Raw genomic sequence first — 13006 nt, 5'->3', positions numbered from 1 at the left:
TCCGGCGCGCCCGGTGATCCATACGAGCGGATCATCGCGGCGCGCCGCCGTGCGGCCGCGTCCGCGGGCGCCCGGCCGCCTATCGTGCGCCGGGTGCGAGTGACTCAACCGGGACACCGTCGTTCCTCCGACGGGGGCCGCGCCTCCCAGGCCCCGACCGACGAGGCGACCGAGGTGTCCGAGATGGCTCCGCCCGACAACGACGTGCTGTTCTCCCGCTCCCTGCACTACAGCTACGGCACGACACCCGCGCTCGCCGGTGTCTCGCTGGGTGTGGGCGAGGGCGAGGTCCTGGCCGTCGACGGGCCGCGCGGCAGCGGGAAGACGACGCTGCTGCGGTGTCTGTCCGGGCAGCTGAAGCCGGAGCAGGGCGAGGTGTGGTTCAACAGCGGCGCCGTGCACACCCTGAGCGCCGCGCGGCGCGAGCGGCTGCGGCTGACCCGCTTCGGCTGGATCGACACCCGGCCCGAGCTCGTCCCCGAACTGCGGGCGTGGGAGAACGCCGCGCTGCCGCTGCTGCTGGCCGGCGAGTCGCACCGCCGGGCCAGGAAGGCGGCGGGCGAGTGGCTGGACCGGCTGGACGCCGGTGATCTGATGAAGGCCCGGCCCCGCTCCCTCACCCCCGCGCAGGCGCAGCGGGTGGCCATCGCGCGCGCCCTGGTGCACGAGCCGGCGGTGGTCTTCGCCGACGAGCCGACGGCCGCGCTGCACACCATGGAGGGGGCGCAGGTGCTGCGCACGCTGATCGCCGCCTGCCGGTCGCACGGGGTGACGACCGTGGTCGCGAGTCATCTGCACCAGGCCGTGGACCTGGCGGACCGGGTGGTCACGCTGGTCGACGGACGGGTGCGCGGTACGGCCGTGCGTACGCCCCGACCGACGGCGGAGGACTCGTGCTCGCTCTCCGTCTAGCGCGCGGTGCCCGGCCGGGGGCGACGCTGCGGCGGCTGCTGGTGGCGGGCGCGTCGGCGGGGGTTGGGTTCCTGCTGCTGGCGGCGCTGGGGCAGGCGTCCGTGCCGTGGCTGCTGTGGTGCGCGGTGCCGATGGCGGCCGTCACGCACTTCGCGGTGGTGGTGGCGCGGACGGATCCGTACGCGCGGCCCACGGCGGTGCAGGCGGCGGCCGGATTCGGGCCGGTGAACGTGCCGGTGCTGGCGGCGGTGTCGACGCTGGTGTCGTGTCTGGCGGGGAGCGCGGTGGGGCTGCTGTTCTTCCTGCATCTGCGGGGGGAGATCGCGGGGCTGCCGTTCGACGGGGCGGCGGCCGGGCTGCTGGGGGCCGGGGGGCCGCTGCCGCCGGCCGCGGCGCTCACGCTGCTGGTCGTGCCGCCGGTGCTCGCCGCGGGGGCCAGCGCGTTCGGTCTGCGGCCGGTGGCCGCGGCTCCCGCGCCCTCCGGTGACCGGGCGGCGGGGCTGTCCGCGCCGGGTGACCTGCCGTGGGGTGCCGCGCTGGTGGCGACGGGGCTGGCGATCGGGGCGTACGCGAGCCGGTCGGGAGCCGGCGGCGGGCTGGGGGAGCTGTCGCCGGCGGTGCTCGGCAGCTGGGGGGTCATCGCGCTGGGCATGGTGCTCGCCGGTCCCGGGATGACGTACCTCGCCGGGCGCGCGCTGTGTGTGCTGCGGCCCGGTGCGCTGCGGCTGTTCGCCGGGCGCGTGCTGCTGGAGGAGGCCCGGCGGATCGGGCGGCCGCTGGGGGCGCTGTCCGCGGTGGGCGCGGGGATCCTGGTGACGCTGCAGGCGGGCGGGCAGGGGCCGCGGCTCGGGCCGATCGTGGTGACGGGCGCCGGGCTGGTCGTGGGGTGCGCGGTGGCGACGGTGCTGATCGCGGCGCTGGAGACGCGCGGCGTGCGGGCGGACACCACGGCGGCGCTGCGGCGGCTGGGGACCCCGGCGGGGGTGCTGCGGGGGGCGGTGGCGCTGCGGGCGGCGGCGCTGGTGGCGGTGTTCGGGCCGGCGGTGGTGCTCGTGGCCCAACTCGCGGTACTGCCCCTGCGGTAGGGCGACCGTGTCGTACGGTGTTCGAATGCCGCATTCGCTGTACGAGATCGAGTCCCTCGACGAGTTCGACCGGATCCTGGCGGAGGGCGGGTCGCTCAGCGGCTACCGCGTCCAGTCGGTGGATCTGACGCGGCGCGTCGCGGAGTTGGAGCACGCCGACGTGCACGGCGCGGTGTTCCTCGGCTGCGCGATGTCGTGGGAGGCCGAGTACCGGGTGCAGCAGGCCGGGGCGCTGGTCTTCCCGGTGATCCCGCACCTGCCGTTCGACCCGTACCGGGGGGAGCTCTACTCGCCGGAGGGGCTGTACGACGGGCTGTCCGGCTCGTACGGCAAGACGCCCGACGCCCGGACGTACGCCTGGTATCTGCGGACGAAGGCGGAGCACGACATATTCGCCGCGGTGGTGCGGGCGATGCACGACGAATCGATGTCCAACGCGCTGAACGAACAGCTGCACGGCGCGCGGGTGATCGGCGTGATGGGCGGTCACGCGCTGGCGCGCGGCGGGCCGGAGTATCTGGCGGCGGCCGAACTGGGCCGTACCCTCACGCGCGCCGGTTACACCATCGCCACCGGCGGCGGTCCGGGGGCGATGGAGGCGGCGAACCTGGGGGCGTACGCGGCGCCGCTGGCGGACGGCATGCTGGCGGAGGCCGGGCGGATCCTGGCACGGACGCCGTCGTTCGAGCCGTCCGTCGAGGCATGGGCGCGGGCGGCGTTCGAGGTACGGGAGAGGTGGCCGGGGGGCGGCGATTCGGTGGGCATCCCGACGTGGTTCTACGGGCACGAGCCGTCGAACGCGTTCGCGGGGCGGATCGCGAAGTACTTCGCCAACGCCATCCGCGAGGACGGGCTGCTGGCCCGGTCGACGGCCGGGGTGGTGTTCCTGCCGGGGGCGGCGGGCACGGTGCAGGAGATCTTCGACGCGTCGACGCCGAACTACTACGCGTCGTACGGGAAGCCCCGCCCGATGGTGCTGGTCGACCGCGCCCACTGGACGGAGCGCCTCCCGGCGTGGCCGCTGCTGGGCACGCTGGCGGAGGGCCGGCCGATGGCGGGGCGGATCGCGCTGGTGGACCGGGTGGACGAGGTGCCGGGCGCGCTGGCGGCGATGGGTTAGGCCCCGAGGACGCTCACGTGCTCCGCCAGGAACTGGGCGCCCACCGTCGTCCCCGGCTCCGGTGCCTCGGTCAGCGGGCAGGCGGCCTCCAGCGGCGGGGCGTCGTCGGGGCGCAGGAGTACGAGGACGTGGTCGCCGCGGAACGTGCGCCCCTCGACGTGGCACGGCAGCCCGTCCGCGACGCCGGTGAGCCGTACGCCCGCCGGGCGGATCAGCACCGTGCGCCCGCCCTGCGCCGCGTCCGCCGGCACCGGGACCTTGCCCCAGGGGGTGTCGGCCACGGCGCCGTGGACGGTGGCGTCCGCCACGTTCGTGAAGCCGAGGAAGCGGGCGACGAACGCCGACGCCGGACGCTGCCACACCTCCACCGGCGTGCCCGTCTGGGCGATCCGCCCGGCGTCCATCACGACCACCCGGTCCGCGAGGGCGAACGCCTCGCCCTGGTCGTGGGTGACCGCGAGGACGGTCGTCCCGAGGTCGCGGAACAGCCGGCGGAGCTCGACGACGAGGCGTTCACGCAGCGAGCGGTCCAGTTGCCCCAGCGGTTCGTCCAGCATCAAGAGCTCGGGCCGCGGCGCCAGCGCCCGCGCCAGGGCGACGCGCTGCTGCTCGCCGCCGGAGAGGGTGGCGACGGCGCGCCGTCCGGCGCCGGGCAGGCCGACGAGGCCCAGCAGCTCGGCGGTGCGCGCGGCGGCCTCCTCGCGGGGGACGCCGTGCATCCGCGGGCCGAAGCCGACGTTGCCGGCGACGTCCCGCTGGGGGAAGAGCTGGTGGTCCTGGAACATCAGGCCCACGCCCCGACGGTGCACCGGCACCCCGGCCAGATCGCGGCCGGCGAGGGAGATCCGCCCGGCGTCCGTGGTCTGCAGTCCGGCGATCGCCCGCAGCAGCGTCGACTTGCCGCTGCCGCTGGGGCCCAGCACGCACACCGTCTCGTGCTCGGCGACGGCCAGCGACACGCCGTCGACGGCCGTGCGGTCGCCGAAGCGGACGGTGACGTCCGTGAGGGTCAGCATCAGAACTCTCCCGATCCGTCGCCCCTGAGGCGCTCCAGAAGGAGCAGCGCGACGGCGCACACCAGCATGAGGATCGTGCTGAGCGCCATCGCCTGCCCGTAGTTGTACTCACCCGCCCGCCCCAGCAGCCGGGCCACGGCCACCGGCAGCGTCGGGTTGTCGGCGCGCGCGATGAACACTGTCGCGCCGAACTCCCCCAGCGACACCGCGAACGCGAACCCCGCCGCGACGAGCAGTGCCCGCCGCACGAGGGGGAAGTCGACCTCCCGCCACACCCGCCAGGGGGACGCCCCCAGCACGGCCGCCGCCTCGCGCAGCCGGTCGTCCACCGCCCGCAGTACGGGAAGCATCGTCCGTACGACGAACGGCACCCCCACCAGCGCCTGCGCGAGGGGCACCAGGATCCACGCCGACCGCAGGTCCAGCGGAGGCTCGTCCAGCGCGACGACGAACCCGAAGCCGACGGTCACCGCGGAGGTGCCCAGCGGCAGCATCAGCAGCGCGTCGAACCCGCGCACCAGCCGCCCCGCCCGCCGGGTCACGGCCGCGGCCGCCAGACCGCCCACGACCAGGGCGATCGCGGTGGCGACGGCCGCGTACGACAGGGAGTTGGCGACGGCCTCCAGGGGCGGGACGGCGAAGGTGCCGTCGGCGCTCCGCAGCCGCTCGTAGAAACCGAGGCCGTATCCCTCCGGCGTGGCGAAGGAACGCTCGACGAGGACGGCCAGCGGGAGCACGAGAAGAATCGCGACGACTACGAGCACCCCCGCGAGCAGCGCCCGCTCCCCCGCCCCGCGCGGCGGACGGGACGTCCGTTCGGGGTCGACGAGCCGCAGCGCCGTCTCCCGCCGGCGCACCGTCGCGGCGTGCACCGCCAGCACCCCGCCGACGGCGGCGAACTGCACGAGGGACAGCACGGCGGCGGCCGGCAGGTCGAGGAAGTCGGCGGTCTGCCGGTAGATCTCGACCTCGAGGGTGGCGAAGTACGGGCCGCCGAGGATCTGGATGACGCCGAAGGAGGTGAACGTGAAGAGGAACACCATCAGCGCCGCCGCGGCGACCGCCGGGGCGAGCGCCGGGAGGGTCACCCGCCGGAAGGCGGCGAGACGTCCGGCGCCGAGCACCCGGGCGGCCTCCTCCTGACGCGGGTCGAGCTGGGCCCACAGGCCGCCGACGGTCCGTACGACGACGGCGTAGTTGAAGAAGACGTGCGCCAGGAGGATCGCCCACACCGTGGTGTCCAGCCGCAGACCCACCGCCTCGTCCAGCAGCCCGCCGCGGCCGAGGAGCGCGAGGAACGCCGACCCGACGACCACCGTTGGCAGCACGAACGGCACCGTGACGACAGCCCGCAGCAGCTGCTTCCCGGGGAAGTCGAAGCGCGCGAAGACATACGCGCCGGGGAGCGCGATCAGCAGCGTGAGCGCCGTGGACGCGGCCGCCTGCCAGAGCGTGAACCACAGCACCTCCCGGATCCCGGGATCCCCCAGCACCTCGCCGAACCGGCCGAACCGCCACTGCCCGCCGTCCTTCAGCCCGCGCGCCACGATGGCCGCCACGGGGTAGGCGAAGAACACCGCGAAGAACGCGGCCGGCACGGCGATCAGCCCGAACCGGACCGCGCTCCCGCGCAGGGGCCACCGCCGCCGGGACTCGCGGGGGTCCCGGCGGGGCGGCTCCTGGGTGGTGGTCACCTCACGACGAGCGAGGTCCACGTCTTGATCCACTGCTCCCGGTTCTTGTCGATGGTCGCTGGGTCGAGGCTCTTCGGGTCGTCGATCTTCTCGCCGTACTTGGTGAACAGCTCCGGCAGCGCCGCGTCAGGGTTCGCCGGGTAGACGAACATGTTGAGCGGCATGTCCTCCTGGAACGTCTTGCCGATCATGAAGTCGACGAGCGCCTGCGCGCCCTTCTCGTTGTCCGCGCCCTTCAGCACGCCGGCGAACTCAATCTGCCGGAAGCACGTCCCGGTGGACACCCCGGTCGGCGCCTGCTCGGGCTGCGGCTTCACGTCCAGCACCCCGGCCAGCGGGCTGGAGGCGTACGACACGACCAGCGGCTTGTCGCCCTTGCCGGCGCCGGAAAAGCGCTCGTAGTACGCCTGCTCCCAGCCGTCGACGACCTCGACGCCGTTGTCCTTCAGCTGCTTCCAGTAGTCCTGCCAGCCGTCGTCGCCGTACGCGGCGGCGGTGCCGAGGAGGAAGCCGAGGCCCGGGGAGGACGTCGCGGCGTTCTCGGTGACCAGGAGGTCCTTGTACGCGGGCTTCACCAGGTCGGCGAAGGTCTGCGGCGGGTCCAGCTTCTTGTCGGCGAAGTACTTGCGGTCGTAGTTGACGCAGATGTCGCCGAAGTCGACGGGGGTGACCCGGTGCTCGTCCTTGTCGAGCTGCAGCTCGCCGGGGATCGTGTCCAGGCCCGTGGCCTCGTACGGGGTGAAGATCCCGTTGTCCAGGCCGCGGGACAGGAGGGTGTTGTCGATGCCGAAGAGGACGTCGCCCTGCGGGTTGTCCTTGGACAGCACCGCCTGGTTGACGGTGGCGCCGGCGTCCTTGCCCTTGAGGACCTTGACCTTGTAGCCGCTCTTCGCCTCGAACTCCTTCAGTACCGCGTCCGAGGCGGCGAAGGAGTCGTGGGTGAGCAGGGTGACGGTCTTCGATTCGCCGCCCCCGGAGGAGGCGGTGTCGTCGCCGCAGGCGGCGAGCGTGCCCGCGCCGAGGACGAGGGCCAGGGCCGTGACGGCCGTACGTCTCGGGCGGAGCCCGTGGTTCATTCGCTGCATGGTGCCGCTTTCCTGAGCGGGCAGCCGCAAACAGCACGAAGAGAGAAAGATCCGAACTTCCTACCCAGAATTACCTGGGCGAGGTTCGAGGGTCTGCGGCCCTGTTGCCGCACTCTCAGCGCTGCGAGCGCTCCCCTGTCGGTTATTCCGATGAACGATAGCAGCGACCCCGGCGGGGATCACCGCTCGGCGGCCGCCAGCTGCCCGCAGGCGCCCTCGATCTCCTGACCTCGGGTGTCGCGGACGGTGACCGGCACGCCGTGCGCCTCTAGGGCCGCGACGAACGCGCGCTCGTCCTCGGGGCGGGAGGCCGTCCACTTCGACCCCGGGGTGGGGTTCAGCGGGATCAGGTTCACGTGCACCCGGTTGCCCTTGAGGAGCCGGCCGAGGAGGTCGGCGCGCCACGCCTGGTCGTTGATGTCCCGGATGAGGGCGTACTCGATCGACACCCGCCGCCCGGACCGCTCCGCATACCCCCAGGCGGCGTCCAGCACCTCGCGGACCTTCCACCGGGTGTTCACGGGCACCAGTTCGTCGCGCAGCTCGTCGTCGGGGGCGTGCAGCGAGACGGCGAGCCGGCACTTGAGGCCCTCGTCGGCCAGCCGGTTGATCGCCGGGACGAGACCCACCGTGGACACCGTGATGCCGCGCTGCGACAGCCCGAGGCCGTCCGGCTCGGGGTCGGTGAGCCGGCGGATGGCGCCGAGCACGCGGTTGTAGTTGGCGAGCGGCTCGCCCATACCCATGAACACGATGTTCGACAGCCGCGCGGGCCCGCCGGGCACCTCGCCGTCACGCAGGGCACGCATGCCCTCGACGATCTGGTGCACGATCTCGGCGGTCGACAGGTTACGGGTCAGCCCCGCCTGCCCCGTCGCGCAGAACGGGCAGTTCATCCCGCAGCCGGCCTGTGAGCTGATGCACATGGTGACGCGGTCCGGATACCGCATGAGCACGGACTCGACGAGCGTCCCGTCGAAGAGCCGCCACAGCGTCTTGCGCGTCGTGTCGTCGTCGCACGACAGATGCCGCACCACGCTCATCAGCTCGGGGACCAGCGCGTCGCGCAGCCCCTCCCGCCGCGCGGCCGGGATGTCCGTCCAGTCCGCGGGATCGGTGGTGTACCGCGCGAAGTAGTGCTGGGACAGCTGCTTGGCACGAAACGGCTTCTCCCCCAGCGCGGCGACGGCCTCTTTCCGCTCGGCGGGCGAGAGGTCGGCGAGATGCCGCGGCGGCTTCTTGGCGGCGCGGGGGGCGACGAAAGTGAGTTCTCCGGGTTTGGGCATAGCCTCACCAGTGTCCCACAGGTGCCGGGAACTCCTGATCGGCTACATGTCCGAGCCGACGAACACCGCCATTAGCAGCCAGACGACCGGGGCCGTCGGCAGCAGGGAGTCCAGGCGGTCCATGATGCCGCCGTGGCCCGGCAGCAGGCTGCCCATGTCCTTGATGCCCAGATCGCGTTTGATCATGGATTCGCTCAGGTCGCCCAGGGTGGCGCTGGCGGCGACCGCGAGGCCCAGCAGCAGGCCCTGCCACCACTGTCCGTCGTCGATCATGAACTGCATGCACAGGGCGCCGGCGGCCATCGCGAAGCCCGCCGCGCCGGCCAGCCCCTCGCGGGTCTTGCCGGGGCTGATGCGCGGGGCCAGCTTGTGCTTGCCGAACTTGTAGCCCACCGCGTACGCGCCGGTGTCGCTGACGACCGTGAGGATCAGGAACGTGAGCACCCGCCACGGTCCGTCCCCGTCGGCGGCGAGCAGCATCACCACGAACGTGGCGAGGAAGGGGACGTAGAACGCGGCGAACACGCCCGCCGTGACGTCCCGCAGATAGTCCTGCGGCACATCGTTCATCCGCCACACCAGCACCGCAAGCGCCGTCAGGGCCATGACCACCCACGCGCCCTCGGCACCGCGCCAGTACCCGACGACGACCATGGCGACGCCGCCGACGGCGAGCGGCACCAGCGGCGCGTTGACGTCCTTGCGCTCGCGCAGCCGCGACGTGAGCTCCCACAGGCCGGCGACCACGGCGGCGGCCACCACGCCCACGAAGACGACCTTGTAGACGAAGAGCGCGGCGATGATCACCGCGCCGAGTCCGAGGCCGACCCCTATGGCCGCGCCCAGGTCACGGCCGCCGCGCTGCTTCTTGGGCTCGGGCTGCGGGGGCGTCACGGCATCGTCCCCCGCGGGGTCGTCCGGCGGAAAGTCGGGCACCATCGGCATGGGCCGAGTCTGCGCCGGTTCGGCGCCGCGTGGCGCGGGACCCGCCGAAGCGGGTCCCCGGTCACTCTGTCCCCGGTGACCGGCGCTTCCCGGGGCGCCCCAGACGGAATCATTCACTGCTGAGGTGCCCCTCGAAGTAGCTGGTCCGGTGGATTCGCGGGAGGACGGGCCCGGCGCCGGCGTCCCCGCCGGCGCGGACCGTGTCCGACGACGGTGTCGTCAGACCTCCAGCAGCTCCGCTTCCTTGTGCTTGAGCAGTTCGTCGACCTGGGCCACGTACTTGTGCGTGGTGTCGTCGAGCTCCTTCTCGCCCCGGCGGCCCTCGTCCTCGCCGACCTCGCCGTCCTTGATCGCCTTGTCGATGGTCTCCTTGGCCTTGCGGCGCACGGAGCGGATCGACACCCGGGAGTCCTCGGCCTTGGCGCGGGCGACCTTGATGTAGTCCTTGCGGCGCTCCTCCGTCAGCTGCGGGAACACCACCCGGATGATGCTGCCGTCGTTGGACGGGTTGACCCCGAGGTCGGAGTCGCGGATCGCCTGCTCGATGTTGCGCAGCGCGCTCTTGTCGAACGGGGTCACCACGGCCATCCGCGGCTCGGGCACCGCGAACGACGCCAGCTGGTTGATGGGCGTCGGGGCGCCGTAGTAGTCCGCGACGATCTTGTTGAACATCGCCGGGTGGGCACGGCCGGTGCGAATGGCGGCGAAGTCCTCCTTCGCGACCACGACGGCCTTCTCCATCTTCTCCTCGGCCTCGAGGAGGGTCTCTTCGATCACCATTGGCTCCTGGTCTCGTCAGTGAGCGAGGCCGGCCCCGCTCCTGCACGCGTCTCCCCTGCACGGTGTCCGACCGGCAGGCAGTTGTCCATCCCCCGTGGAGGGGCAGCTGTGCCCCTCCGCCCGGGACTCAGTCCCGTACGCTGTGGTCGCTCACCAGCGTGCCGATCTTCTCACCCTTCACGGCGCGGGCGATATTGCCCTCCGCCAGCAGCTCGAAGACGAGGATCGGCAGCTTGTTGTCCCGGCACAGCGTGATGGCGGTGGCGTCGGCCACCTTGAGGTCGCGGGTGATGACCTCGCTGTACTCGAGGGCGTCGTACTTCACCGCGTCGGGATTGGTGCGCGGGTCCGCGTCGTAGACGCCGTCGACCCCGTTCTTGCCCATCAGCAGCATCTCCGCGTCGATCTCCAGCGCGCGCTGGGCGGCGGTGGTATCGGTGGAGAAGTACGGCATGCCCATCCCGGCGCCGAAGATCACGACGCGGCCCTTCTGCAGGTGCCGTACCGCACGCAGCGGGATGTACGGCTCCGCGACCTGGCCCATCGTGATGGCGGTCTGCACGCGCGAGTCGGTGCCCTCCTTCTCCAGGAAGTCCTGGAGGGCGAGGCAGTTCATCACGGTGCCGAGCATGCCCATGTAGTCGGAACGGGCCCGGTCCATACCGCGCTGCTGCAGCTCCGCGCCGCGGAAGAAGTTGCCGCCGCCGATCACCACCGCGATCTCCGCGCCGTCGCGGACCACGGCGGCGATCTCACGGGCGATCTTGTGCACGACGTCGGGGTCCACCCCGAGGCCCGTACCGCCGGAGAAAGCCTCGCCGGACAGCTTCAGCAGGAAGCGTCGCGGCCGGTCCTCCAGGGGGTTGGCGTGATCCGCTCCGTCATTCATCCAGGTCTCCTCGTGCACAAACCGAGAAGGCCATTGCCGGGGTCCTCGTCGGACACCCTGTACGGCAATGGCCTCCTCGTCATTCGGTCGTCGCACCGTCTGCGGCCGGGGCGAGGCGCGGTCCGCACGGGACCGCCGCCCCCGACCCGACCCTATCGGGACGGGCGGCCGCGCGCAGGTACGTCAGGCGCCGACGCGGATGCGGGCGAAGCGCTGCAGCTTCAGACCGGCCTCGTCCAGCACCTTCTGGACGGTCTTCTTGGGGTCGTGGGCGAACGGCTGCTCGAGCACCACGTTCTCCTTGAAGAAGCCGTTGACGCGGCCCTCGACGATACGGGGCAGCGCGGCCTCCGGCTTGCCCTCCTCGCGGGAGGTGGCCTCGGCGACGCGACGCTCGTTCTCGACGGTCTCCGCCGGGACGTCCTCGCGGCTCAGGTACTTCGGCGAGAAGGCGGCGATGTGCTGCGCGACGAACCGGGCGACCTCGGCGTTCTCCTTGTCCAGCTGGACCAGGACGCCGACCTGCGGGGGCAGGTCCGGCATGGTGCGGTGCATGTACGCGGCCACGTAGCCCTCGGTGAACTGCGCGAAGCGGTCCAGGACGATCTTCTCGCCGAGGGTGGCGTTGGCCTCGTCGACGTAGGCCTGCACGGTCTTGCCGGGCTCGATCTCGGACGCGAGCAGCGCCTCGAGGTCGGCCGGGGAGGTCTTGGCGACGTGCGCGGCCAGGGCCTCGGCGAGGCCGACGAACTTGTCGCCCTTGGCGACGAAGTCGGTCTCGCACTTCAGCTCGACCAGCACACCGGAGGTGTTGTCGTCGGCGATGAGGGAGACGACGGCGCCGTTCGACGCGTCGCGGCCCTCGCGCTTGGCGACGCCCTTCTGGCCCTTGACGCGGAGCAGCTCGACGGCCTTCTCGACGTCGCCATCGGCCTCGTCCAGCGCCTTCTTGCAGTCCATCATGCCGGCGCCCGTGAGCTCACGGAGCTTCTTGACGTCGGCGGCGGTGAAGTTCGCCATGATCTTGGATTTCTCTCTCGGAAGTCGGATCTACGGGGATCAACGCGGCGGACGGCGGGGGCCAATCACTCCCCCGCCGTCGCGCGCCGTGTTCCGGGGGCCTGGGTCAGGCCTGCTCGCCCTCGGCCTTGGCCTCGGTGCTCTCCGCGGCCGGGGCCTCGGCGGCCTCCGCGGCGGGGGCCTCGGCCGCGGCCGGAGCCTCGGCGGCGGGGGCCTCGGCGGCCTCGTCGGCCTTGGCCTTCTCGCCCTCGAGCAGGTCGCGCTCCCACTCGGCCAGGGGCTCGCCGGCGCCCTTCTCGGCCTTCACGTCGCCCTGCGCCTGGCCGGAGCGGGCGATGAGGCCCTCGGCGACGGCGTCGGCGATCACGCGGGTGAGCAGCGTGACGGAGCGGATCGCGTCGTCGTTGCCCGGGATCTTGTAGTCGACCTCGTCGGGGTCGCAGTTGGTGTCGAGGATCGCGACGACGGGGATGCGCAGCTTGCGCGCCTCGCCGACGGCGATGTGCTCCTTCTTGGTGTCCACGATCCAGACGGCACTGGGCACCTTCTGCATGTCGCGGATACCGCCGAGGGTCTTCTCCAGCTTGGCCTTCTCGCGGGAGAGGACCAGCAGCTCCTTCTTGGTGAGGCCGGAGGCGGCCACGTCCTCGAAGTCGATCTGCTCGAGCTCCTTGAGGCGCTGCAGACGCTTGTAGACGGTGGAGAAGTTGGTGAGCATGCCGCCCAGCCAGCGCTGGTTCACGTAGGGCATGCCGACGCGGGTGGCCTGCTCGGCGATGGCCTCCTGCGCCTGCTTCTTCGTACCGACGAACATGATGGAACCGCCGTGGGCGACGGTCTCCTTCACGAACTCGTAGGCGCGGTCGATGTACGACAGCGACTGCAGCAGGTCGATGATGTAGATGCCGTTGCGCTCGGTGAAGATGAATCGCTTCATCTTCGGGTTCCAGCGCCGGGTCTGGTGCCCGAAGTGGACGCCGCTCTCCAGCAGCTCCCGCATCGTGACGACGGCCATGGCCGTACTCCTTGGTGTACTCGGTTGTCATACGGGGGTGGATGCCGCCGGGCGGCTTGGGGTCGGGGCGCATGTCCCGCTGCAACAGGCGTAGCCACATCCGCATTCCTGCCGAGGTGGCGGCGCCCGATTCAGGTGCCGTCCGGCGTCCGCACGTAG

General features: G+C 72.1%; 12 protein-coding genes. 3 read left to right on the top strand and 9 right to left on the bottom strand.

Annotation, left to right across the window (positions count from 1 at the left end):
- The first annotated feature begins 183 nt into the window (after positions 1-183).
- The 3 genes from SRB5_RS30770 to SRB5_RS30760 are packed head-to-tail and all read left to right on the top strand — an operon-like array spanning position 184 to position 3117.
- Positions 184-912, top strand: coding sequence for an ABC transporter ATP-binding protein (locus SRB5_RS30770; protein WP_153456756.1), 729 nt, complete (start codon positions 184-186; stop codon positions 910-912).
- The gene (locus SRB5_RS30765) at positions 894-1997 is read left to right on the top strand and encodes a hypothetical protein (protein ID WP_323378758.1); all 1104 of its coding nucleotides are present in this window, start codon (positions 894-896) and stop codon (positions 1995-1997) included. The genes SRB5_RS30770 and SRB5_RS30765 overlap by 19 nt, the downstream gene beginning before the upstream one ends.
- A gap of 25 nt (positions 1998-2022) precedes the next feature.
- Entirely contained in the window at positions 2023-3117 is a 1095-nt protein-coding gene (locus SRB5_RS30760; protein WP_153456755.1) for an LOG family protein, read from the top strand.
- On the opposite strand, the gene SRB5_RS30755 is transcribed toward SRB5_RS30760, so the two are convergent.
- The 9 genes from SRB5_RS30755 to rpsB form a co-directional block, all read right to left on the bottom strand.
- On the bottom strand, positions 3114-4133 hold the full coding sequence (locus SRB5_RS30755) for an ABC transporter ATP-binding protein (protein ID WP_153456754.1): 1020 nt from the start codon (positions 4131-4133) through the stop codon (positions 3114-3116). The two genes, SRB5_RS30760 and SRB5_RS30755, sit on opposite strands and share 4 nt — an antisense overlap.
- Entirely contained in the window at positions 4133-5737 is a 1605-nt protein-coding gene (locus SRB5_RS30750) for an ABC transporter permease (protein WP_323378773.1), read from the bottom strand. Before SRB5_RS30750 ends, SRB5_RS30755 begins: the two co-directional genes overlap by 1 nt.
- An 86-nt stretch (positions 5738-5823) precedes the next feature.
- On the bottom strand, positions 5824-6903 hold the full coding sequence (locus tag SRB5_RS30745) for a thiamine ABC transporter substrate-binding protein (RefSeq protein WP_153456753.1): 1080 nt from the start codon (positions 6901-6903) through the stop codon (positions 5824-5826).
- 188 nt (positions 6904-7091) lie between these two features.
- Positions 7092-8198 carry a 23S rRNA (adenine(2503)-C(2))-methyltransferase RlmN gene (gene rlmN, locus SRB5_RS30740; RefSeq protein ID WP_153456752.1) on the bottom strand — a complete coding sequence of 369 codons (1107 nt, stop codon included), beginning with the start codon at positions 8196-8198 and terminating at the stop codon, positions 7092-7094.
- Between the two features lie 42 nt (positions 8199-8240).
- The gene (locus tag SRB5_RS30735; RefSeq protein WP_323378757.1) at positions 8241-9260 is read right to left on the bottom strand and encodes a phosphatidate cytidylyltransferase; all 1020 of its coding nucleotides are present in this window, start codon (positions 9258-9260) and stop codon (positions 8241-8243) included.
- Positions 9261-9362: 102 nt separating this feature from the next.
- Positions 9363-9920: a ribosome recycling factor gene (gene frr, locus SRB5_RS30730; protein ID WP_323378772.1), complete on the bottom strand. Its 558-nt coding sequence runs from the start codon at positions 9918-9920 to the stop codon at positions 9363-9365.
- Positions 9921-10050: 130 nt separating this feature from the next.
- A complete protein-coding gene (gene pyrH / locus SRB5_RS30725) occupies positions 10051-10812 on the bottom strand; it encodes a UMP kinase (RefSeq protein WP_153456750.1) in 762 nt (253 codons plus the stop codon).
- A gap of 183 nt (positions 10813-10995) precedes the next feature.
- On the bottom strand, positions 10996-11832 hold the full coding sequence (gene tsf, locus SRB5_RS30720; RefSeq protein ID WP_153456749.1) for a translation elongation factor Ts: 837 nt from the start codon (positions 11830-11832) through the stop codon (positions 10996-10998).
- 106 nt (positions 11833-11938) lie between these two features.
- Positions 11939-12847, bottom strand: a complete 909-nt coding sequence (rpsB, locus tag SRB5_RS30715) for a 30S ribosomal protein S2 (protein ID WP_153456748.1) — start codon at positions 12845-12847, stop codon at positions 11939-11941.
- Positions 12848-13006 lie beyond the last annotated feature (159 nt).

Source organism: Streptomyces smaragdinus, from assembly GCF_009604385.1.
Lineage (GTDB): Bacteria > Actinomycetota > Actinomycetes > Streptomycetales > Streptomycetaceae > Streptomyces > Streptomyces smaragdinus.
The sequence above is the reverse complement of the archived record's forward strand: the minus strand, read 5'-3'. Positions and strand labels throughout refer to the sequence as shown.

Coding starts and splice junctions, on each gene's coding strand:
- SRB5_RS30760 (WP_153456755.1), top strand. CDS start 2,023: ATGCCGCATTCGCTGTACGAGATCGAGTCCCTCGACGAGTTCGACCGG.
- pyrH (WP_153456750.1), bottom strand. CDS start 10,812: ATGAATGACGGAGCGGATCACGCCAACCCCCTGGAGGACCGGCCGCGA.
- rpsB (WP_153456748.1), bottom strand. CDS start 12,847: ATGGCCGTCGTCACGATGCGGGAGCTGCTGGAGAGCGGCGTCCACTTC.
- rlmN (WP_153456752.1), bottom strand. CDS start 8,198: ATGCCCAAACCCGGAGAACTCACTTTCGTCGCCCCCCGCGCCGCCAAG.
- SRB5_RS30755 (WP_153456754.1), bottom strand. CDS start 4,133: ATGCTGACCCTCACGGACGTCACCGTCCGCTTCGGCGACCGCACGGCC.
- SRB5_RS30770 (WP_153456756.1), top strand. CDS start 184: ATGGCTCCGCCCGACAACGACGTGCTGTTCTCCCGCTCCCTGCACTAC.
- tsf (WP_153456749.1), bottom strand. CDS start 11,832: ATGGCGAACTTCACCGCCGCCGACGTCAAGAAGCTCCGTGAGCTCACG.
- SRB5_RS30745 (WP_153456753.1), bottom strand. CDS start 6,903: ATGAACCACGGGCTCCGCCCGAGACGTACGGCCGTCACGGCCCTGGCC.